The sequence below is a fragment of the Microcoleus sp. S1D4 genome (assembly GCF_036700765.1).
Taxonomy (GTDB): domain Bacteria; phylum Cyanobacteriota; class Cyanobacteriia; order Cyanobacteriales; family Microcoleaceae; genus Microcoleus.
The window spans coordinates 1-22,187 of record NZ_JAUBPP010000009.1 but is presented as its reverse complement, the minus strand read 5'-3'; the positions used below and the strand labels follow the sequence as shown (position 1 = coordinate 22,187).

Genomic DNA, 22,187 nt, shown 5'->3' with positions numbered 1-22,187 from the left:
TGCAATTGCTAGTCTATTGCCAAAAATCGGGGAACAGCACTATTAAATGCCAAACCCAGATTCTCCAAATGGTTAAATATGAGTTACGCCCAGAAATCTTTGACGCACTATTTATAACCGGTACAATAAGTCCAGCTTTGGGTTAGGCAAATTAATCGTTACCGATCGCAATTTTAACGATTAACTCAGTTCCCTGTCCCGGACGAGAAACACACTGCAACTGGCCGCCATGCTTTTCTACTACTAAATGCTGCGATATTGCCAGACCCAAACCTGTGCTCGTCTCTGGACATTTAGTGGTAAATAAAGGATCAAAGATGCAGTCGAGAACTTCTTCCGTCATCCCTGGGCCGTTGTCGCTAATTGCGATCGCAACTTCGCTTGAACTTACCAAAAACGTCCGAATCCGAATTTCGGGATTGAATATTTCAGTTTCCGAACCGCCCGCAGACAACAAAGACTGACTTTGAATTGTACCACACCTTTGCGGATTTCTTCCTCCTTCTTCCAAAGCGTCGATCGCATTTGTCAACAAGTGCATGAACACTTGATTTAACTGTCCCGGATAGCACCGGATTCGCGGCAAATCCGCATATTCCTTAACTAGAGAAATTCCCGGTCGTCCGCCTTTAGCTTGCAGACGATTTTGCAAAATTAGTACAGTGCTGTCCAAACCTTCGTGGATATCTACAGGCTTCATTTGGGCTGCGTCAGTACGCGAGAACAACCGGAGCGATCGCACAACATCCCGAATCCTTTGGGAACCTACTTTCATTGAATTTAGCAGTTTTGGCAAGTCTTTTTTGATGAAATCTAAGTCTAAGTCTTCCATCCAATCTTGAATTTCTGCCACCGGATCGGGATAATGCTTTTGGTAAAGCTCAATCGACTTCAAGAGTTCTTGAATATAGCCCGTGGCGTGGCTGACATTCCCGGAAATAAAACTCACTGGATTGTTTATTTCGTGCGCTATTCCTGCTACCAACTGCCCCAGACTAGACATCTTTTCAGTTTGGATCAGTTGAGTTTGAGTTCGCTGCAAAACTAACAAAGTTTGCTCTAATTTCGCCGCTTGCTGTCGCAGGCGTTCTTCCGACTCTTGCAAAGCGAATAGAGATTGTTTGCTTTCTGTAATGTCCAATCCCACAAATACCGCCGCCGTATTTTTATGATATTTTTGAGCGACTATTAAATAAGTTTTATCTTCTCCTCTGATGTTTGTTATTACTTCTTGAGATGTCTTCTTTTGGGGACTGGCAAAAAAATCGTATACTAAATCGTTAAATTTAGGGCTTGTATCTAAAAAACCAACTTTCTGACCAGAAAATATTTCAGCCGGCATTTGGTAAGCAGTAGCTAAATGTCGATTTACTCCCAAGTAACGCAAATCGGAACTTACCCAAGAAACTAATCCGGGTACGGCATCCAAGACAGCTTGAAGTTGCTCTTTTGCTTCTAAAAGCGCTGATTCGGCTGCGATACGAGCCGAAATGTCTCTGGCGATCGCGCAGCAGTATTCACAACCGCCGTATTCTAAATAATTGACTTTAACTTCGACGGGAAAACAGGCACCATTTCGGGTTTTGTAAGTGGCTTTAAAAGTGAAGTTGCTTTGCTGTTTGAGTTTCTCCCAGAGTTCCGGCCAATCCGATACTGAAAACTGCGAATCGATGTCGCTAACTGTCAGGTTTAGCAGTTCCGATTCCGAGTAACCAAACAGATTACAAGCGGCTTTGTTCGCGTAGCAAATTTGACCTTCGGCACTTGTGAAAAAAACTGTATCTGCAGCATTTTCTAGGGCAATTGGAGTTAGTTTTCGTTTAATTTCTAACTGCGGGGTTTTGACATTTGAGGTTAATTTATGGTAGCAATTTTTTGGGGCGAGTTCCTCAGCTATCTTTTCGGCAAACAGGAGCAAACCCCCGATCGCACCAGAGCAATTTTTCCAGGGCAAAAATACCCATTTTACCCGTCCGCTGCCACAGCCTTCGATTTGTTCTGCTTCACATACGGGCGATCGTCCTGTCACAAACTCGCTGTATTCCAAAACTCCAGTCAAACAAGCTCGAGCATTTTGTTGCCAATATTCCGGGAGATTCGGGAACAGTTCCCAATGAGAGCGGCCGATCGCCTCACCGCAGCCGATCGCGCCATCTGTTTCCCAGCGACTAGAAACCGACAGGTAGCGCATTTCACAATCTACCATTGCTACGGAGTCGGCGGAGCGCTCCACCAACCGCCGAAATCGCTCTTTACTCTCCAATACGTCTGCCTCTGGGGTTGCTGGTGGGCGATCGAAATTTTCCCGTCGGCAGACCTTCCCAGCCTCCGACTTTGTTGCTGAACTGGCGAGTGTTTGCACGGTTTCGGATTTCCTCCATAACTGTCAGTCAATTTGAGTTTTGAATTTTGAGATTTTGGATAAACTCCACAGATGAATCACTGGAGCTTGAACTTGCTTCTAAAATTTGGGATGCCGCGACAGCCCTGCCGCAGCCTGTATCGTTTTTAGGACGGTCAAGTTAGAAAAATTCTGTTTTTGATTAAAAATGCTGTTTCCCTGATTTGCTCTCTCGGGTGATACCCTTGGAGGGTATCACCCATCATTCATATCATTTTTCACGAAATGTGTCTATAGGTACTCAAAAAAATTTTACCTTAATTTTTCAATTCTGAAGATTTCTTCAGAATTGTGAGGTTTGGTAATAAGTCCAGCTCGTGCAATTATTTAATTTTTTTGTCAGTATTTTGTATTAAATTACACAAATTTTTGCGTAAATTCACTGGTAAAATCCACTCTCCCCTTCCGCAACATTGCAGGATCAAATCTTTCAGTTGTATTGCAAGTCATCAACACTACGAGTTTTTGCTGAAATTGAATGCCGTGTTCATCCATAACACTTTGATACAAAGTTCCATCCAGCAAACTCAAAATATGTTCAGTTTTGTTAGTGCGTTGGGCCGCATCGGTCGATCGATCTTGAGCCAAATTATCAGCCTCGTTAATAATGATACAAATCCGCTCCAAATAACTCGGCGGCACAAAATTTTCCACAGCATCGTGATCTAAAATAAAAATCACATAACCCAGCGGCACCAAAATCTCCTTTGCTACCGCTTGCGTCCAAGCAGTTTTGCCAGTCCCCGGTTCACCGCTAACCAAAACAGCCAACTGATTTTGGTCGAGAATTGCCTGCTGAACCGTATCCGTAAAACTTTGAACATCCGCAGAAAAAGTCCGAATAGGGAACTGACTGTGAACCTGTCCCACGCGGCTTTTGTACCCGCTCAAAATCACCGCCAAATTGTAAGTAGCCTTGCTAACGAGCGGCGCAATATCTTTACAAATCAGAGTGTAGCAGCGTCTTCCCCTATCGTAGCTGTCAATTTGCAGCCAACAGCCCCATCGCTCCCAATAAGCATAAACAGTACCCAAAACTTCCAAGCGTTCCCAGCTTACAAACCGCTCCGGCGGATAAGAAAAATGCCGCTCCCTACAAGACTGAGTAATCGCATCCGGTTTCCCCAACAAATCCAGAACTTTGAAAACAGTAGTCTCCTGGAGTTTGTTCAGAACGTAGTCGATGGGAATGCTAGCGCGGCTAACCAATTGCACCACCGGAGTTTCAGTAACTAAAACGTCTTTGGAGCGGTAATCCGGGTAAACTGGCTGCGGAGTAATGTAATCCCAAAATTCATCAATTTCGTAGCGAGTATTTTCCGAGAATACATTTAAGATATTTGCCCACCAGGTATATTGATGCCGCCCCATTGCGTCGGCAATATCGCTAGCTGCATCCAAAGTTTTTTGAGCTAATTCTACCGGATCGCTAGATGCTAAATGCAGCAGGTGTTCCAAATCAAATTGACGGTAGAGAGGTCGCCAGCCAGAGCCGAGCAACCCTCGATTTTGAGGATTATTTTGAGTAAAATTGTTTTGGCGATCGCTCATATCTTCAGCACTCACTTATTGCAACTCCTACTTACTTTTATTTTAAAAGCTTCCGCGCCCATCTTCCACAAAAATACTAGATTTATCAATTGACTTTGAGATAATTCGGAGGCACAAAATCTACTAACCAAACTTGGTTATCCGAGCAGTAAAATGTACAGCCGTCAAGCTGCATTGCTGCGGCATCTACAGCAAAGACTGCCGGGATGCCGTGTCGGGCACCTACTTTACGCGCTGTCTGAATATCCGCCGACAAATGAACGTGATGGCGCGACATTTTCCTAATTCCTTGACTGAGAATAGACTCGACCGCAGTGCTACCTGTTCCGTGATACAAAATATCTGGGGAAACAGCAGGTTCTAACTGCAAGTCAACCTCTACGCTGTGTCCTTGATTGGCACGAATTAGAGTGCCTGTGGAGTCGAAGGAAAAGCGCTGTTTGTCATTTTCTGCGACTACTTGTTTGAGTTCTGCAAGCTGAAGGGGGAAGTTATTCTTTTGGCACGCATCGAGGAGTTCGCTCACCGGAACCCAGCCGCCCGGCCCGAGTTGAATGCCAATGCGCGAGGGCGCGTGGCGCAGGTGTCTGCTGAGATATTTGCTGATTTTGAGCGATCGCGAATCGTGCATAATTTTACTTGATTTATTGAGTAATTTTCTGGATCTATCTGGTTTATTTAATCTGTTAGTGTTGCGAAAGAGATTGAGCGAACAAAAGCGTATTGACTCTCGTCTTAGATCCTTGGTATTTCTAGTTTATACGCGAATCTTTATCTTCCTAAATCCTCCTTAATCAAGAGATTTTGATTGCATTTCCGGTTCCATCCTTAAGAAGGGGGCTAGTTTGTAGGGTGCGTCTCGGCACACCGATTGACTAAGTTTCAGCGTTTGAATTCTGAACCAAAGCTTCCGATTAACGTTCCAATTTTTCAAATTTCAAGCAAGCAAAATTCTTTGACGCAGCTTGGTTTCAAAATTACCATAATCAAAATTAGTAACAAAAGTTACTCATACTCTCAACCGATGTGCCGAGGCGCACCCTACAAAAACTACTTTCGGACAACTCCGCCAAAAATAGCAAAATTTAGATAGCGCCAGTGACAGGCTGCGTCGGCAAAACCTGCTTCTGCAAGCCACTTTGTTTGCTCTTCCACAGAGGAAGGAATATCTTCTTTTAAATAGTTTTGAAACCAGGCTGTATCGTCTTCTCCGCTGGCTTTCATGTACTGTCGCCACAAGTTTTCGTATTGCTCGGTCAGCTTGGGAGTAGCACCTGTCACAATGTCTCGAATTAGCAAGATTCCCTCTGGATTCATTGACTGGAAAAGCTGGTGAAATAGCTGTTGTTTCCCGGCGCTGTCTAGGTGGTGGATTGCTAACCCTGAAACTACCAAATCGTAACCGCTGCCGAAATCATCTTCTGCGAAATTTCCCTGCTGCAATGTCAGGCGTTTTCCGAAAGCGGACAAGTTAGTTTGACAAATTTTCAGCATATTTTCCGCCATGTCAAAGGCTAGGACTTTTGCTTGAGGAAATGCTTGCAAAATCAGAGCCGACAGTATGCCAGTCCCCGCGCCTAAATCCAGAACTTGTATGTTAGCATTGGTTTCAAAAGGTATTAACTGCAGTATTAAATCGTGTTGCTCGCGATAGTGCGGAATGAGGCGGGGAATTAAACCGTCATAATCAAATGCTCTTTGTTCAAATTCCTCGCGTACATAGTTTAAATTCATAGACAATTTTTCTCTACCTGTTAATACTTGAGTGCGTTAATGCCGTTGGTCTGGTCTTTTGTTCGGATATACTACATTTGATAATACATAATATTTACAGGACTGTCAAGATTTAGAAGAAAATAATTTAACAGAAGTTCCCGACGATCGCCAGACACGGATTTTGTTGGCTTTTTCTCTGCCAGTTCTTTGAGAAATGTTAAGCTCCGAGATCGATATGCTTGAGTAAAGGTGAGGCAGAATGCGGGAAACCCACAAGCCTCGGGAAGAAGAAATTTTAAGGTAGATGCGACAGGCAAATTGTGAGAAAAAAGTTGAGAATTGTTACAAATGGCCCGATTCGGTAAAAATCGAGAAAATATGCCCTCAGATTGACAAAATTTTGCCCAACAATCAATAAAATCTGAAGTGACTGCTTATTGGATGTGCGGACGGCCGAATTTTAATCATGAACAGATACAAAATATTGCACCCATTTGTGGGGAAAAAAACAGTGATAATGAATCAGGATGTGAGTAGATTAGCTGTCAGCCGTCAGGGTAAAATAGAAGCAATGGAAATCCAACAGCGGAGCAAGAATAAGACCGATCGCCAGCAACCAAACGCGCCCGATCGCCCAAACCAAAATTATATGACAAAAGAAGTAGAGTTGTCGCTACAAGAATGTTTAGATTTTAAAGGAGCGATCGACCGCTCGGCACTGGCGGTTAGGACAAACGCCCGAGGAATTATCAACTACGTCAGCGATCGAGTTTGTAGCATATCTAACTATTCGCGCGCTGAACTGATCGGTCGCCATTTCGGAATTCTCTACTCGGAATATAAGTCTTCGGAATTGATCAAAAATTTGCGGTCAACTGTTGCCCAAAGTGAAGTTTGGCAAGGAGAAATTAAGAACCAAGCTAAGAATGGCAGCGATTATTGGGTTTATGCAGCAGTAGTTCCGCTGTTGGATTTTCAGGGAAAACCCTGTCAGTATTTGGCGATCGGATTCGACATCACCGATCGCAAAGCTGTTGAAGCAGCCCAAGTCCAAGCCCACCGGGCAAAAGACGAATTTTTGGCAGTCGCCTCCCACGAACTGCGATCGCCCCTGAGCGCGATTTTGGGATGGGTACAGCTAGCCCGATCGCGCAAGTTAAACGAAGCCACTACCAGCCGCGCTTTGGAAATCATCGAGCGCAACGCCAGACTGCAGAACCTGCAAATAGATAATCTCCTGGATCTTTCGCGGCTGCTGCGCGGAAAAATACACCTCAACGTCGGCAGGGTTCACCTCCCGTCTGTCGTGGAATCGGCGATCGACACCCTCAGCCCCGCCGCCGAAGCCAAAAACATCCGCATTGAAACAGATTTTGACCCCGCTGTCACCTACATTTTGGGAGATGCAGAACGCTTGCAGCAAGTAGTCTGGAATTTACTTGCTAACGCCATCAAATTTACCCCGGATTCCGCCCCCGGTCTAGTCCAAATACAGATCGAGTCTACTGTGTCGGGCGCGCTGATTCGCGTCAGCGACAGCGGTTGCGGGATTGACCCCAAATATCTGCCGTACATCTTTGACTACTTCCGCCCCACAGATAGCTTCCAAACCAAGGAACAAAACCGGCTCGGCTTGGGACTCTCCATTGTGCGGCAGTTGGTGGAACTGCACGGGGGAAATGTTTGTGGCCAGAGTCCCGGAATCGGACAGGGGGCTACATTTGAGGTGCAGCTACCGGTGCCGAACAGCAACAATGCGATCGCTCACAATGCTGCGCTGGGCGCAATGGAAAGTATATCTGGACAGGGTTCCAAACCCTTAGCGGGAAAGCAAGTGTTGGTGGTTGAAAGCAGCGCCGAGATCCGCGAATGTATGAAAACTGGTCTGGAAGCATTTGGAGCTAAGGTAACGGCGGTGGCTAGCGCCGGCGAAGCGATCGCCGAGTTGGAACAGTCGCGGCCAGACGTGTTGGTGAGCGATATGGCGGTGTCGGAAGCCGACGGCTGCGATTTGATCCGTCGCGTCAGAGCAATGGAAATGTCCCAGCACAGGGAACTGCTGCCGGCGTTGGCGCTCACGGAAGACCTGGGGGATGACGATGGATCGGCGCTCTCTGCGGGGTTTCAGAGGTATTTGTCGAAGCCTGTGTCCCCGCATCAGTTGGTGAGCGCGATCGTCCAATTGGCTGGACAGAATGGATTTAGCTGCCAAGATTGTGGCGCGGGAAATGTCCGGGCGATCGCGCCTCCGTCCTCGCCGCCGGATTCTAAGAATTTTGACCGCACAATTTATCCAAATAAATCAACAAATAATAGACAAGAATTACCCCTGTTGCTCGTAGTAGAAGATAACAATTTTTTACTAGATTACCTTCAAAATTTATTAATGCCGTACTATCGAGTTGCCGTGGCTGTGGATGGAATTGAAGGTTTAGAAAAAGCTAAACAATTGCGCCCAAATTTGATTTTGAGCGACCAAATCATGCCCCGACAAAATGGACTCGATCTGCTCAAGGAGATTCGGAATACGCCAGAATTGAATTCGACTCCGGTAATCTTTTTGACAGCGCGATCGGGGATGGAAGCTCGGATCGAAAGTTTGGATGCGGGTGCTGACGATTATATTGCAAAGCCTTTTGACGAGAGGGAATTGCTGGCGAGGGTAAGAAATTTGCTCAGAACCCACGCAGCCGAACAGCAATTAACGGTGCTCAATCGTCAGTTGCTGCAGCAAAAACGGCAGTTAGAAACGGTGAATAGATCCTTGCAATATTTGGCAACTTACGACAGTTTGACTGAAGTAAGAAACCGTCGCTTTTTTAATGACTATCTCGATACGGAATGGCGACGTTTGGCGAGGGAAGAAGCACCGCTGTCTTTGATTATGTGCGATATCGATTATTTCAAACTTTATAACGATACTTACGGGCACCAAGCGGGGGATGAATGTTTGCGACAGGTGGCTGCGGTTCTCCAGCGTTCGGTAAAGCGATCGGCTGATTTAGTTGCGCGTTACGGTGGAGAAGAATTTGCCATAGTTTTGCCGAATACGGATATTGATGGTGCCGCTTGCGTAGCTGAAATTATCAACCAACAGGTGAGAGATTTAGAGATACTTCACGCCAAGTCTAGTGTCAGCGAATACGTGACGCTGAGTTTGGGTGTGGCTTGCTGCATTCCAGCACCGATGTCGCAGCCGGGGGCGTTAATTGCGATCGCCGATGAGGCGCTTTATCGGGCGAAAGCTGCAGGGCGCGATCGGGTTTCGGTTGCCACATTTGAAGCATAATAGTTATTAGAGTTGGGCTGCATAAATATTCGCTCTGTCAACCGCAGATTTCCAGCGGATTAACACCGATGGACGCAGATAATTCAATTTTGTCTGCGATTGAGTGCAGGGGGAACGCATTTTATTGAACACTGTTCATCAGTGGTGACTATATTTTGAGATAAATTCACCGTTCTTAGAAGCTATAGACACGCTTTGTAATGACTTTTTAGATAAAATAGGAACTGATTAATGGTGGTTTTTACTGGCTCTTTCTTCCTTCCTTCCTTCCTTCCTTACTATGCCAAATTAACAATTAAAATGCCCAGGACAGCAAACATCTATTTTTGTAGTTTTTAAAATTTCTAAAGCCATATGCATAACGCTTTATTAACTTAAGCTTGTTGTTAATGCCCTCAACAAAACTACTTGTCGTCCTATTATTAAAGTAAGCATTTATCTTCCGTAAAGCCAATTGGTAATAGTCTTCACACTATCAGGAAAATATTGTTTGGCTCTTTGATGCCCGATCCCAATCCTCAACAATCCGCTCAACCAATTTGTTCTTTTCTTTTCAAATATTTGTCTGAAATTTTCTTTTAATTTTGCATTTATGCCATATTAAAACAAATTTCTTGATCTCCATTAATTTGATATTTTGCTTTTCATTTAAATCGTCTTCATTTTTTAATAATGAATATTTACTGTCGTTTATTCTCTCTAATGCTTGTTGACATTCTGCTGTTTTTGGGGAGAATTTTGATTTTTTAGTTAAATCTATTATTGCCTTTTTTCGCGCTTTATTTGTGTGTCTAACTCCTTGTTAACTTGTACCATTACATAAAATCTATCCGCTACTACTTGAGTATTTGGCATAAGTTTTTGTTCTAGGGTTTGGTAACATTCCCACAAATCTATACTCACTTCTTATATTTGTTCTAAAACCTCTGAATACCATGAATTAATGACTGGCTCTATTTCAGCTTGTGTTCTTCCTTTGACAATTGTAATTAATTTAGATGTTTCTAAATCGATTAATACGGTACAGTAATTTCCTTGACCTTTGATTGAAGCTATTTCATCAATTCCTAGTTTTTTTTAATTTGATGGTTTTGATGATAATTTTTATAAAGCATTTGACAACATTCTTTCTATTTCTTCTGTTGTGACTACTCGTTGTTTTGCTGCACTGTGAATATCACTCGACAACACTGACTTGATTGTTGTATTTGCTAGTCGTTTTGTATAAGTTCTTTGGTTGTTCATAAAGTCCAATTTTTCGCTAAATGGTTGGCCACATTTTTTATATTTAAACTGTCGCCTGTTTATTTCTAAAAATAGAGGCTGCTCTCCCCACGATAAATCTTTTACTACATATCGATGATTTTGATGTAATCTATTACTTTTTGTCCGCAATGATGACAATGACTTTCTCTATAGATTGACTCCACCTGTAATATTATTCTAATTCCTGTTAGTTGACTTATTTGAGTTACTTTAATTCCTTGTATATTCAGAAGTTCTGTTAGAACTTTAGTACCCTTTTTTGTGGTCATGACTGTAATTCGCTCTCAAAAACTCTTGTGGCTCTTTGAGAATTAACAATTAAACTAGCCCTGCAGGTCAAGCTTGACAAGGACTTGATTTACTTTTCTATATATTTGTTCAGATATTTTCACTTGTTTAGCTATTGATTTAGCATAGTAAGTAAGGAAGAACCTAAAAATGAATCATCTGAAAAACCCGCACCCACCCACAAGTAATTAAAATGTACGATTAATTAATTGGGTAAGATGTTGATATGAATTGATCGTGTGCTGGGGGCCAATTTGTGAGATTTTACGTGGATTTGTGAGATGTCGGCGAGCCATCCCCGACAAGTTTTTGGGATGTTTTTATGGTAGGCAAACGGCACTGTATATTCCTAATTAGGGGACTGTTGTTTATCCGATTTAAAACTGCTACAATCTCTACCAAATGCTCGATCGCCCAACAGCACCTATTTTTCCATGATTTCCACAAAATCTTCAATCATCACATCAAAGGTGCGAGCCAACTTGTAGACTGCCGCAAAATCAACCATCGCCATGCCCTGAGATCGGGCATAATTGCTAATCGTACTGTAGCCCACGCCCGATCGCTCCGCAACCTCCTTGAGCGTCCATCCCTTCTCGGCGGCCAACTCTCTAACCCGCAACCTGACTAAGCCTTTGCTCATATTCAGTATTTACAAAATTTTGGATTTAGTATATTGTATCAAAAGGCGATCGGTCAGTCAGTCAATTTTAGATTTTAGATTGATTTCACACAGGAATCTACGATCGGGAACAAGCATCTAAAATTTGGGGCTGTTAGCTGCGGGAGTCGGGGCTTGTATCCATTTTGTGGCTGAGTCAGCGAAACTAAAGTCGATCGCCAGTTAAAATTAATTCCGACAGATAATTTCTGTCACTCGCACCTAACAGATAGATTTACCTACCACTAGGATACGCAGCTACAATGATATCAGACAATCAGTTAAGATCGTTAGCGATCGGCACATCAAAAATTATTCACAAATCGTCAGTCGTCAATCCGCGATCGAGATTTGTCACCGAAGAAACAGTAGCGCTTTTATTCAACATCACACCAGACCAAATTTACCGGATCGAATGCTGTCACAACATGGTGTACGTACACGCCAAAGGCCTCAGTAGATTCGTCAGCTACGCCGATTTCCCCCCAATCTTAGAAGTAAAACCAGCCTGCGCTCAAGATTTTCTCGGATGGTACAAACGCTGGAAACGCACCCAAGCACCAGAATTTTGGACTAAATTTTATACGTACAACTTCAAAGCCGCTGTTTCAGTTGACAGCTTGCTGGAATGGGGTAAATTAGTCGCTACAGTTAAATCGGTAATTTCAGCCTCAGCACTGCAACAACTACGCGATGTTTACGCTCAAGAAAAAACATTAATGGAAAGTTTCTAAAGCAGGCGCGTCGAGTAAACCCGCGATTGTTCGACACCTTTGATTTCTGTAGGGGCGGTGTCAAGAGTGCCCGCCCTCTTCTATTGTTCTCTTGCGGATCTTCGAGTAAATGTAAGGTGCGCTGCGGCGCCCCCTACAGGATTTAGATGATCCTCAAAACTCTTTCTTACCTTCCAATTCCCACATATTGGAAACCAGCCGCTTCTAAAACCTTCTTATCTAAGAAATTGCGGCCATCAATCATCACCGCATGATCCATCAACTTCGCCATTTTTTCATAATCTAAACTGCGAAACTGTTCCCAATCAGTCACCAACACCAAAGCATCGCAACCGTCAGCCAATCTTTCGGGATCTGTTTCTACCAAAACTCCCGACAAACCGTGACGCATTCCAGTCTGAGAAACAATCGGATCGTAAGCTTTAACTTTCGCTCCCAATCGGTTCAAATTGTCGATTAAATTCAGCGAAGGAGCATCCCGCAAATCGTCAGTATCCGGCTTAAAAGTCAAACCCAAAAGTCCGACTGTTTTACCTTTAAGAATCTTCAAAACTTGCTGCAATTTCTCAATAGCAATCAAGCGCTGGCGTTCGTTAACTTCCACCGCCGCCCTGAGCAAATGTGCCTCGTAGCCGTAATCCTCAGCAGTGTGAACTAAAGCTGAAACATCTTTGGGGAAACAAGAACCGCCCCAACCGATGCCGGCTTGCAGAAACTTGCCGCCAATTCGCGAATCTAAACCGATACCTTTGGCTACTTGGGTAACATCTGCACCAACGCGATCGCAAATATTAGCTACTTCATTAATAAAGCTAATCTTCGTAGCCAAAAAAGCATTAGCTGCGTACTTAATCATCTCCGCCGAACTGATATCTGTTGTCACGACAGGTACTGCCGCCAATGACTGATTTTCGGCAAACTTGCGATCGACAATCGGCTTGTACAACTCTAGCATCATATCAATAGCTCGCTGAGAGTTGCTGCCGAGAACAATGCGATCGGGATTAAACGTATCGTGAACAGCGCAGCCCTCCCGCAAAAACTCTGGATTGCTAACCACATCAAATTGCACGCCAGTTTTTGCTGCTACTTCCTCACCAGTAGCCCCATCACCGCTTTGAGGTTTTTGACGTTCAGCCAAACCATCTAATACAATCCTCCGCACCCAATCCCCCGAACCGATGGGCACCGTGGATTTATTGACAAGCACTTTGTAATCGCCGTCGAGGTGAGCTCCAATGCCGCGCGCCACCGCTTCTACGTAGCGAGTATCGCTTTCCCCCGTAGGCAAAGGAGGGGTTCCCACGGCAATGAATAAAATGTCCCCGTGAGCCACTCCTGCTGCTAAATCTGAAGTAAATTCTAGGTTGCCAGATTGAGAGGCAGAGTGCATTAATTCAGACAGTCCGGGTTCAAAAATTGGCGACTGTCCAGACTTCATTAATTTAACTTTTTCTTCGTTGTTGTCTACGCAAATAACGTGATGTCCGATGTGTGCTAAGCAAGTGCCGGTAACTAAGCCGACGTATCCTGTACCGATGACGCAAACACGCATATAAATGTCCTCAAAGTTAGTGAATTAATCAGATGGAAATGAAGGAAGAAGGAAGAAGGAAGAAGGAAGAAGGAAGAGATAAGAAGGAAGAAGGAAGAAGGAAGTTCGGCAACGAGCAATGTACGGGATGTAACGGATGTAACGGATGTAACGGATGTAAGTCCGTCGGAAGAAGGACGAAGGAAGAAGGAAGAGATAAGAAGGAAGAGATAAGAAGGAAGAGATAAGTAGAAAATTCTTGTACCCTATATTTTCATCTTCCCCTCTCCCCCTCTCCCCCTCTTCCCCTCTCCCCCTCTCCCCCTCTTCCCCTCTTCCCCTCTCCCTATCTCTACTGTTGGTTTCCCTCGATGCGATCGCGAAAATCTTTCACAGTCAATTCTAAACCTCGATCCAGGGGCACGGTTGGCTCCCACCCCAACCAAGTTTTAGCACGAGTAATATCCGGTTGTCGCTGTTTTGGATCGTCTTCCGGCAGAGGTTTGAAGATAATTTCTGCCCCTGGATTAATCATGTTTTGAATTTTTTGTGCCAACTCCAAGATAGTGTATTCGCCTGGATTCCCCAAATTCATCGGCCCAATTTTGTCGCTATTCATCAAGCGAATAAATCCTTCTACCAAATCAGAAACGTAGCAAAAACTCCGGGTTTGGGAACCGTCGCCATAAACAGTCAGCGGCTGATTTCGTAAAGCTTGAGCAATAAAATTGCTGACAACTCTGCCGTCATTTTCCAACATCCGGGGGCCGTAGGTATTGAAGATTCGCACAACTCGAATGTCTACCCCATTTTGACGGTGGTAATCAAAAGATAAGGTTTCAGCTACTCGTTTGCCTTCGTCATAACAACTGCGAATTCCGATACAATTAACGTTGCCGCGATAATCTTCTGTTTGTGGATGTACGTCAGGATCTCCGTACACTTCGGAAGTGGAAGCGAGAAAGAATCTTGCTTTTACCCGTTTGGCCAATCCCAACATATTCATCGTGCCGATGACGTTTGTTTTAATTGTCTTGACAGGATTGTACTGATAGTGTATAGGGGAAGCTGGACAGGCGAGATGGTAAATCTGATCTACCTCTAACCGAATCGGTTCGGTGATGTCGTGGCGGATCAGCTCAAAGTAGGGGTTGTCCAGCCATTTGAGGATATTGCGTTTAGTCCCGGTGTAAAAGTTATCCAGGCAGACTACTTCGTCTCCTTGGGCCATTAAGCGATCGATTAGGTGGGAACCGAGGAAACCCGCACCGCCTGTAACTAAAATTCTCATTGTGGAAACTGCCGTTCTGTTTAGGGGGTAGGACTGTGGTACAAAAATTCAGTCGATCGAATGAAACTTGCTAACAGAATAACAAAATTGCGATCGCCTATGTAAACACTTATGCGTCTCTTTCATCAAATCTTTAATTAACTTAGCATTTTCAAATATATTGAACAAAGTGCTATAATTCGCAAATGTCAGCTAGCAATTTTTATTAAAGCTTGAATATTTTCGGGAAAATACTGTTGACAATAAATCAGTTTTAAGTTATTGATTATTGGTTGTTTGTTATGCGATCGCTTCTGTGTGTAGTTATCTAAGGACTTACGCATAAATACCCAAAAAACCGGGTTTTTGACGACTGTTAAAGCGTCAAATCAAGTATTTCCGTAAACAACCGGGTTTCTCAAGGCTAAAAAGCAGTGTCGCTGTCGGCTCTTGGTGGAATCTCAGCAGCGGTTAAAGTCACGATTTTACCGTCACGCCAGATTCTAATTGATTGTCCTAGTCTGCGATGTTTTTCAATTGCTTGAGCGATGGCTGCTTTGACACCTGCGTCAATGCGATGGGAGCATCTGGTGTTTGGCAAAAAGCATTTTTTTATTGAGCGTGCGAGTTCTTAATATCGCACTATAAATTCAAAACTGAGATGCTCCCGTTGGGAACAGGCCCGACGGCCTGTCCCCAACAAAATACCTACATACAAACTACGAATCGCGATCGAGCTTCAGCACAGCCATAAAAGCCTCCTGTGGCACATCCACAGTACCAACAGACTTCATCCGCTTCTTACCCTTCGCCTGCTTTTGCAGCAGCTTCTTCTTCCGCGAAATATCGCCGCCGTAACACTTCGCCAACACATCCTTCCGCAAAGCCGGAATATGTTCCGAAGCAATCACCTTAGCACCAATTGTTGCTTGAATCGGCACCTTAAACTGATGGCGCGGAATCAACTCCTTGAGTTTTTCCGTCAAACCGCGGCCCACATTATAAGCCTTATCCCGGTGCACAATCATCGCCAAAGCATCAACCGGATCGCCATTAATTAAAATGTCCAACTTCACCAACGGATTTTCGCGATAACCGATGATGTGATACTCCATACTCGCATAACCGCGCGATCGCGATTTCATCTGATCGAAAAAGTCCGTCACCACCTCCGCCAAAGGCAACTCATAAACCAGCGTAGTCCGCCCCTGACTCAGATACTTCATATCCATAAAAATGCCCCGCCGATTTTGAGACAACTCCATCAGCGTCCCCACATAGTTTTCCGGCGACAGCATTTCTACCCGCACATAAGGTTCCTCAATCTTCTCCCGATACTGAGGATCTGGCAAGTGACTCGGATTGTCAATTGTTAACACTTCTCCTTTAATTGTTGTGACTTGATAAACCACAGAAGGAGCCGTAACAATCAAATCCAAATTGTATTCTCTCTCCAGTCTTTCCTGCACAATTTCCATGTGCAGCAAACCCAAGAAACCGCAGCGAAAACCAAATCCCATCGCGCTTGAAGTTTCCGGTTCGTAGGAAAGCGCCGCATCGTTGAGTTCGAGTTTTTCTAAAGCTTCCCGCAAGTCGGGAAATTGGTCAGCATCGATCGGGAACAAGCCGCAAAAAACCATCGGCTTAGCCTCCGTATAACCGGGCCAAGGCTCCGGTGCAGGCTTCTTGACCAAAGTAATCGTATCCCCGACGCGAGCATCAGCTACTGCCTTAATTGCCGCACCCAGATAACCAACTTCCCCCGCGTGCAGTTCGTCTACTTGAACTTGAGTCGGTGAAAGGATTCCTAATTCATCGATGACATATTCCTTCCCCGAAACCATCAACAAAACCCGATCGCCCTTTTTAACACTTCCGTCCATCACCCGGAAATACACAATTACCCCGCGATAAGCATCGTAATAACTGTCAAAAATTAGCGCCCTCAGCGGTTTATCAACAGTATCCTGCGGCGGCGGCACCTTTTCGACGATCGCCTCCAAAATCTCATCAATACCAATTCCTTCCTTAGCAGAAGCCTCAATCGCCCCGCTACAGTCCAGACCGATAATTTCTTCAATTTCCCCTTTTACCCGTTCCGGTTCCGCCCCCGGCAGGTCAATTTTATTTAAAACCGGAATAATTTCCAAATTATTTCCCAAGGCAAGATAGACATTTGCCAAGGTTTGTGCTTCTACGCCTTGAGATGCGTCAACCACCAGCAGCGCCCCTTCGCAAGCAGCCAGCGATCGCGAAACCTCATAGGAGAAGTCTACGTGTCCGGGAGTGTCGATCAGATTGAGCACGTACTCCTGACCGTCCTTGGCAGTATAATTCATCCGAGCCGCTTGCAGCTTGATCGTAATGCCGCGTTCGCGTTCGAGATCCATATTGTCTAAAAACTGCTCCTTCATCTGCCGTGCCTGCACAGTCCCAGTTTGCTGCAACAGGCGATCGGCCAAAGTGGATTTTCCGTGGTCGATGTGAGCAATAATCGAAAAATTACGAATGCGAGATACAGGAACGTTAGTCATAAAACCTATCGGCAAAATATTGACTTTTGTTGTATTGTACAGAAAGCTGTTGAACGGTTGGGGAAAAGCCGATCGCCAACATCCCCTCTCAAACCTCCAATCCAGTCAGGTTGCTCTACTCCCGGGCCTTCGCCACCTCAAAAACATTGGTGAGAACAAGCTGGCGGTTGACAACAACCAGATAATTTGGTCAAATTATGGAAGCGGGACGGTCAGGGTGTACAAAATACAGGTTTTGATCCGCTGCGAATCTCTACTAGGAGTAACGCATCACTTCCTTCAAAACACTTCCTTCACAACAAAAAAGCGTAAATTCCTAGAAGGAATTGAAACTTAAGAATTAAAACTAGGATTTTTTAACTATGAGCGAGTCAAGTATATCCTCCCACAGTTCATCAGAAAAAGTGGAACTGTCCATCCATATCGATCCTGAACTGCTAGACCAAATTAAGCACTTGACCAATGACCCCAACAAAGTAATTGAAACAGCAATCAAGCAGTGGCTCAGAGGCGAACGCCGCGAAGACGATCGCGCTATGAGCTTGCGCCGCAACCCCCCAATCCCGCCCCGCGGTGAGTGGAACGACTGAGTTTCTCTCGCCCGAGACAGCGCCCGCAAATCTGCTGGCTGTGAAATTAGATCTCGCCCGCCCAAAATCAGGCTTCGAGAACCGGCAGATTTTGCCGCGAAAGCTAGAGGTTTTTCCGAACTCGCGCCGGCCAACTCACAACCTCGGAAGTTTTCTTTTTTATGAAGCAAAAAATGCGCGATCGATTCCCCGGCTTGATTTGTTCGCACCCTCAAATTTTGGCGTAATTTTCCAACTATATCGTTAATCCGTGCGCGCTACTAATTCCTAAATCTTAATTTTTATAGTTGAATTACCCAAAACTGCCGATCGCAAATAATTTTGAGTTTTGAGTTGAGTTAGAAATAAAAAAATATTATTGGTAAACTCATTAATAATATCATGTCAGGTCTACGATCGCAACAAAAATGGTTCGTAGTACGTCTGGGAGTCCGTAACCAGAAAACGGACGGTCGTCCGCACTATGAACCAATTTTAGCTCGGTCAATCGACAGGACACGATATAACTCAAAACGCAATGGAATCAGCCTAAAAAATTTGTAAATTGTGAGTTGCCAGCTATGAATCATTAATTTAAAAACCAACATTTTTGTATTGGCTCGATATAGCAAACGCGCCCGAAAAATAGGAGGTTTTGCCATTACTAAAACACGATAGGAAGATTGCTTTTTCATTCTTCCTATCTGTTACATCCGTTAAATCCAAAACAAGCGAATTCATCTTCCATCTTCCGACTTCCATCGGACTGAAATCCCTGACATCCGTTACACAATCCGTTGCCGAACTTCCTTCTTTCTTCTTCCATAACTCACAACTTAACGATCGAAGCCCAAAACAATTTTGAGTCTTGAGTTTTAAACGATCGCCACCGCCCTGACGGTTAGGACATTCTCGCATTGCACTTTCCCCATGCGATCGATTGCAACAGAAGTCTGCCTTCTGCCTTCTGCTTCTTGCTATAAAAACTCAATACTCAAAAATCCGAATTACTTTTATCCCTAATCTGATGGACTCTAACACGGATTTCCGGCGATCGAGCCTCGCCTCTACAGCCTTTTTTGAAGAGTTAGGGGCAGAATTAGTATTTACCCAAGACGCAACGGGTCGATATCTATCTTTTTACTGGCAAAAAGCCGAACAGTACAACCTCAGTGCAGAACAAATTGTCGATCGCCCCCTCAGCGAAACCCTGCAACCAATCACCCCCGCACCTTATCTCGATCTGCTGCAGCGGGCGATTGAAACCCTTGTACCGCAACGGTTCAGCTATCCATTTTGTCACGCCGGACAATATTTTCTGTTCGATTTGACAGTCACTCCGGCGATCGACTCAAACGGTAAAGCTGCAAAAGTCTTAGTTATGGGAAGGCTGCTGTCTGACAAACCCGCAGAATTGTCGGCAGATGCCCCAGAATTCATCCCAGATCCAGCATTGTCATCTACCCCGGACGATCGCGAACAAATGCTGTATTCAGCGAATCGCATCGGTATCAGCCTCCCTTCCTACTCGGAAATCGACCGCAAAATTATCTCCGAAATCGCTAAAAATCTGCATAAAACCCTCGATTTAGAGACAATTTTGCAGCAAATAGCTAACAGTTTTGGTCAAATTTTAAATGCAAGTCGCTGCATCATCTGCTCCTCCCACAAACAAAGTGAAATAATCGAATTTTCGCCATACATAGCCTCAGAAAATCAACACAATTTTCCAGTCTGTACCCCCGAATTACAAGAATTAATTGCCAGCGATTGCTCGCCCCCGCTTTCGAGAAATCAAATCGACAGTCTCCAATCGAAAACTTTTAAAGTAGTAGCTGAGTACCGGCAAGAACCTTACTCTTCGATGCTCGGATTAGAACTCCGCGCCGCCGAACAGCCTGGGTGGATTCAAACTTTAGCCACTTTAAAACCCGTAGCAGTCGATTACGCCTCCCCCGTCGCCGATCCGTTCGATCGCCATTCCGCGCTCGTAGCAGCTACTTCCTATGAAGAACAACCCAATGCCCTGATATGTTTGCACCGCTGCGGCAGTTCCCCTTCTTGGAGTCCAATCGAGCTCGAATTCGCCCGCGAGTTAGTCGCTCAAGTCGGCAGCGCGATCGCCCACGCTACACTTTACCAAGAATTAGAACAAGCCCGCGCCGAAGCCGTCGCTCTTTCTCAACTTAAAAGTCAATTTCTTGCCAATACTTCCCACGAACTCCGCACGCCCCTCAACGGCATCCTCGGCTTCCTGAAACTGCTTCTAGACGGCATGGCCGATGACCCCGAAGAAGCACACCAATTTATCGAAGAAGCTTATCGATCGGCCTTACACTTATTCAATGTGATTAACGATATTTTGGATATCGCTAAAATCGAAGCCGGCAAAATGGAGTTAGACTTCGCTCCCGTCAAACTCGGCGAACTGTTGCAGCAAGTTGAGAATTTTACACAAGTTCAAGTGCAGCAAAAGCGATTGCAATTTCAAATTCAAATCCCCGCAGCCGAGGACGAAATTGTGGTATACGGCAACTACCAACGCCTGCTTCAGGTAATATTGAATCTCAGCGGCAACGCAATTAAATTTACCCGAGAAGGGGGAATTCGCATCAGTGTCGAAGTTATCAAAAAAAAGGTAACTTTTTACAACCAGCAGTTTCCCGGAATGGTGAAAATCCGAGTTGCTGATACTGGAATTGGGGTTTCTCTCGACAAACAAGATAAATTATTTGAGTCGTTTTTTCAAGTGGACGGCGATCGCACCAGGCAATACGGCGGCACTGGTTTAGGATTGGCTATTTCTCAAAGACTAATAGAAGCAATGGGGGGTAAAGTAAATTTTTACAGTATGGGGGAAGGACTAGGTTCGACTGTTACTTTTACTGTGCCGCTTTATCAAGAACCACTCTTTAAAAATTAACTAGGGGCAATCGGCACATTGAAGGAAGAAAGAAGTTCAGCGTAATCGAAGTATACAATATTTAACGGAGGTAATCGATAGGAAGAATCAGGAATAAGCAAGAAGGATTTATAGTCTTGGATACAAAACCTTTATCTGTAGGATAGGCAATAGCAAACTTACGGATATTTAACAAGTTTCAAGGATGGATCTTGAGGGAATTAAGAATCAGGAATCAGGAATAGGAAACAAGTAAAATATAGCTATTCGTGCATGGTTTATATCAAATCATCTCTTCATCGGAATAGTAAATTCACTGTGAACAGTGAACAGTGAACATCATGTATGAGTACAACCGGAATTAATATTACTTCCGTCTCCTCAATAAAAGTTATCGATATTAGGTGATTTTATCGCACACAAACTATATTGCCAACAGCAGTATTAATTTTTACTTTATCCGCAGTCAAACTCCCTCATATCAAATCCTCTTTTCATCGGAATAGTAAATTCACAGTCAACAGTCAAGAGTTAACAGTCAAGAGTTAACAGTCAAGAGTTAACAGTTAACATCATAACGAGTGCAACCGGAATTGATATCATTTGGTGTTTTGGACTCAGATCGATCGCCCCCGTCGATGAGGGGTCTCACCCAGAATTTCCATCACCCGAATCCGATGGGTACGGCTCAAAGCTCCTCTGTGTCAGTCTCCATGAGGATTTACACAGCCGAATATACCCCTCAAATAGCCCACCTTACAAAAACTTAATGTCAACCTATAGGACTGATTAAGGTTGCCAATCCTCTAATGCAAACGACCATCGAGAAAACTTGGCACTCCAAATTGTATGTGAGAATCATAAAGACCCTGTAAAGCAACTGAGACTAGGTAGTAATCTTTAACTGCCTGTGTCAAAATTTGAGTGTAATTACGTAAGTCCCAAGTAGGACAGCCGGAGTCGGGCAAATTCAGTAAATTCCTGCTCTATGGGTGCAGTGGTAAACTGGTTGCTAGTCTGGTACAAAAAGGGTTGCTATGAATCAGCAAATATCAGCTCAATCGCAAAAACTTTTACTCCAAATTGGCAGAAAGATTCGTCGAAGCTTGGATCTCGATACTATTTGGCAGCAAACAGTTAACAGTCTGGGACAAACACTAGGCGTCAGCCGTTGCATCATGTGTCCCTACCCAAATTCTAGCCTGCAAGTCAAAGTAGCTACTGAATACTGTCAAGAACCATTTCTACCCATGCTGGGAATGGAAATCTCGCTGACGTCAGCACCTCATTTCATTCAATCTCTAGCCACCCTCGAACCGGTGGTAATAGAGTCCTTTAAACAATACTTCGGACAGTTTTGGAAGAGGGACGCGAGGCTCGCCTAGCTACAAAAGCTATTGGAATCTGAATCAAAAATCAAAAAAAAGGCAATTTTTAGGTTAAGCTCAAAAAACACACGAACTTAAAAAACT

General features: G+C 44.4%; 18 protein-coding genes and 1 pseudogene. 7 read left to right on the top strand and 12 right to left on the bottom strand.

The genetic code is table 11. The annotated features are described in order from the left end of the window. Positions 1–151 precede the first annotated feature (151 nt). The 4 genes from QT998_RS11415 to QT998_RS11400 form a co-directional block, all read right to left on the bottom strand. Positions 152–2,362, bottom strand: coding sequence for a PAS domain-containing sensor histidine kinase (locus tag QT998_RS11415; protein ID WP_333117547.1), 2,211 nt, complete (start codon positions 2,360–2,362; stop codon positions 152–154). A gap of 396 nt (positions 2,363–2,758) precedes the next feature. Next, positions 2,759–3,967 (bottom strand): AAA family ATPase, encoded by a 1,209-nt coding sequence (locus QT998_RS11410; protein WP_333091371.1) that lies wholly within the window; start codon positions 3,965–3,967, stop codon positions 2,759–2,761. Positions 3,968–4,037: 70 nt separating this feature from the next. Continuing rightward, a complete protein-coding gene (locus QT998_RS11405) occupies positions 4,038–4,583 on the bottom strand; it encodes an RNA 2'-phosphotransferase (RefSeq protein WP_333091370.1) in 546 nt (181 codons plus the stop codon). 419 nt (positions 4,584–5,002) lie between these two features. Then, complete coding sequence (locus tag QT998_RS11400) at positions 5,003–5,686, bottom strand: class I SAM-dependent methyltransferase (RefSeq protein WP_333117549.1); 684 nt, start codon at positions 5,684–5,686, stop codon at positions 5,003–5,005. Positions 5,687–6,134: 448 nt separating this feature from the next. Here QT998_RS11400 and QT998_RS11395 point away from each other — a divergent pair, with 448 nt between their 5' ends. Then, positions 6,135–8,957 (top strand): diguanylate cyclase, encoded by a 2,823-nt coding sequence (locus tag QT998_RS11395; RefSeq protein WP_333117551.1) that lies wholly within the window; start codon positions 6,135–6,137, stop codon positions 8,955–8,957. 295 nt (positions 8,958–9,252) lie between these two features. Here the strand turns inward: QT998_RS11395 and QT998_RS27485 are convergent, their stop codons facing one another. The 3 genes and pseudogenes from QT998_RS27485 to QT998_RS11390 all read right to left on the bottom strand — a co-directional run bounded on the left by QT998_RS27485 (position 9,253) and on the right by QT998_RS11390 (position 11,154). Next, positions 9,253–9,411 (bottom strand): transposase, encoded by a 159-nt coding sequence (locus QT998_RS27485; protein WP_442921559.1) that lies wholly within the window; start codon positions 9,409–9,411, stop codon positions 9,253–9,255. 305 nt (positions 9,412–9,716) lie between these two features. After that, a pseudogene (locus QT998_RS27480) lies at positions 9,717–9,971 on the bottom strand (transposase). Between the two features lie 964 nt (positions 9,972–10,935). Further along, a complete protein-coding gene (locus QT998_RS11390; protein WP_194070913.1) occupies positions 10,936–11,154 on the bottom strand; it encodes a helix-turn-helix domain-containing protein in 219 nt (72 codons plus the stop codon). A gap of 281 nt (positions 11,155–11,435) precedes the next feature. On the opposite strand from QT998_RS11390, the gene QT998_RS11385 reads away from it, so the two are divergent. After that, a complete protein-coding gene (locus tag QT998_RS11385) occupies positions 11,436–11,906 on the top strand; it encodes a hypothetical protein (protein ID WP_194011320.1) in 471 nt (156 codons plus the stop codon). A 166-nt stretch (positions 11,907–12,072) separates the two neighbouring features. Here QT998_RS11385 and QT998_RS11380 read toward each other — a convergent pair whose 3' ends face one another. After that, positions 12,073–13,461: a UDP-glucose dehydrogenase family protein gene (locus QT998_RS11380; protein WP_333091365.1), complete on the bottom strand. Its 1,389-nt coding sequence runs from the start codon at positions 13,459–13,461 to the stop codon at positions 12,073–12,075. Between the two features lie 32 nt (positions 13,462–13,493). Here QT998_RS11380 and QT998_RS11375 point away from each other — a divergent pair, with 32 nt between their 5' ends. Further along, positions 13,494–13,688, top strand: coding sequence for a hypothetical protein (locus QT998_RS11375; protein WP_333117555.1), 195 nt, complete (start codon positions 13,494–13,496; stop codon positions 13,686–13,688). Between the two features lie 104 nt (positions 13,689–13,792). On the opposite strand, the gene QT998_RS11370 is transcribed toward QT998_RS11375, so the two are convergent. From QT998_RS11370 to lepA, 3 genes are all read right to left on the bottom strand, one after another. Next, positions 13,793–14,731 (bottom strand): UDP-glucuronic acid decarboxylase family protein, encoded by a 939-nt coding sequence (locus tag QT998_RS11370; RefSeq protein ID WP_333091362.1) that lies wholly within the window; start codon positions 14,729–14,731, stop codon positions 13,793–13,795. Positions 14,732–15,134: 403 nt separating this feature from the next. Next, positions 15,135–15,311 carry a hypothetical protein gene (locus QT998_RS11365; protein ID WP_333091361.1) on the bottom strand — a complete coding sequence of 59 codons (177 nt, stop codon included), beginning with the start codon at positions 15,309–15,311 and terminating at the stop codon, positions 15,135–15,137. Between the two features lie 118 nt (positions 15,312–15,429). Beyond that, positions 15,430–17,244: a translation elongation factor 4 gene (gene lepA / locus QT998_RS11360; RefSeq protein ID WP_333091360.1), complete on the bottom strand. Its 1,815-nt coding sequence runs from the start codon at positions 17,242–17,244 to the stop codon at positions 15,430–15,432. Between lepA and QT998_RS11355 the strand changes: the two genes are divergently transcribed. Further along, entirely contained in the window at positions 17,219–17,581 is a 363-nt protein-coding gene (locus tag QT998_RS11355; protein WP_333091359.1) for a hypothetical protein, read from the top strand. The genes lepA and QT998_RS11355 overlap by 26 nt on opposite strands. Before the next feature lie 25 nt (positions 17,582–17,606). Further along, positions 17,607–17,834, top strand: a complete 228-nt coding sequence (locus QT998_RS11350; protein ID WP_194011332.1) for a hypothetical protein — start codon at positions 17,607–17,609, stop codon at positions 17,832–17,834. A gap of 573 nt (positions 17,835–18,407) precedes the next feature. Here the strand turns inward: QT998_RS11350 and QT998_RS11345 are convergent. Beyond that, a complete protein-coding gene (locus QT998_RS11345; RefSeq protein WP_333117557.1) occupies positions 18,408–18,731 on the bottom strand; it encodes a hypothetical protein in 324 nt (107 codons plus the stop codon). Positions 18,732–18,840: 109 nt separating this feature from the next. Between QT998_RS11345 and QT998_RS11340 the strand changes: the two genes are divergently transcribed. Continuing rightward, positions 18,841–20,736, top strand: a complete 1,896-nt coding sequence (locus QT998_RS11340; protein WP_194070920.1) for an ATP-binding protein — start codon at positions 18,841–18,843, stop codon at positions 20,734–20,736. A gap of 1,016 nt (positions 20,737–21,752) precedes the next feature. Beyond that, complete coding sequence (locus QT998_RS11335; RefSeq protein WP_228050361.1) at positions 21,753–22,100, top strand: GAF domain-containing protein; 348 nt, start codon at positions 21,753–21,755, stop codon at positions 22,098–22,100. The last annotated feature ends 87 nt before the right edge of the window (positions 22,101–22,187 follow it).

Bases quoted from the DNA above. Each gene is read 5' to 3' on its own strand.
- QT998_RS11370 (WP_333091362.1), bottom strand. From the start codon at position 14,731: ATGAGAATTTTAGTTACAGGCGGTGCGGGTTTCCTCGGTTCCCACCTA.
- lepA (WP_333091360.1), bottom strand. From the start codon at position 17,244: ATGACTAACGTTCCTGTATCTCGCATTCGTAATTTTTCGATTATTGCT.
- QT998_RS11375 (WP_333117555.1), top strand. From the start codon at position 13,494: ATGGAAATGAAGGAAGAAGGAAGAAGGAAGAAGGAAGAAGGAAGAGAT.
- QT998_RS11380 (WP_333091365.1), bottom strand. From the start codon at position 13,461: ATGCGTGTTTGCGTCATCGGTACAGGATACGTCGGCTTAGTTACCGGC.
- QT998_RS11395 (WP_333117551.1), top strand. From the start codon at position 6,135: ATGAACAGATACAAAATATTGCACCCATTTGTGGGGAAAAAAACAGTG.
- QT998_RS11390 (WP_194070913.1), bottom strand. From the start codon at position 11,154: ATGAGCAAAGGCTTAGTCAGGTTGCGGGTTAGAGAGTTGGCCGCCGAG.
- QT998_RS11340 (WP_194070920.1), top strand. From the start codon at position 18,841: ATGGACTCTAACACGGATTTCCGGCGATCGAGCCTCGCCTCTACAGCC.
- QT998_RS11385 (WP_194011320.1), top strand. From the start codon at position 11,436: ATGATATCAGACAATCAGTTAAGATCGTTAGCGATCGGCACATCAAAA.
- QT998_RS11350 (WP_194011332.1), top strand. From the start codon at position 17,607: ATGAGCGAGTCAAGTATATCCTCCCACAGTTCATCAGAAAAAGTGGAA.
- QT998_RS11335 (WP_228050361.1), top strand. From the start codon at position 21,753: ATGAATCAGCAAATATCAGCTCAATCGCAAAAACTTTTACTCCAAATT.
- QT998_RS11400 (WP_333117549.1), bottom strand. From the start codon at position 5,686: ATGAATTTAAACTATGTACGCGAGGAATTTGAACAAAGAGCATTTGAT.
- QT998_RS11355 (WP_333091359.1), top strand. From the start codon at position 17,219: ATGCGAGATACAGGAACGTTAGTCATAAAACCTATCGGCAAAATATTG.
- QT998_RS11405 (WP_333091370.1), bottom strand. From the start codon at position 4,583: ATGCACGATTCGCGATCGCTCAAAATCAGCAAATATCTCAGCAGACAC.
- QT998_RS11345 (WP_333117557.1), bottom strand. From the start codon at position 18,731: ATGCGAGAATGTCCTAACCGTCAGGGCGGTGGCGATCGTTTAAAACTC.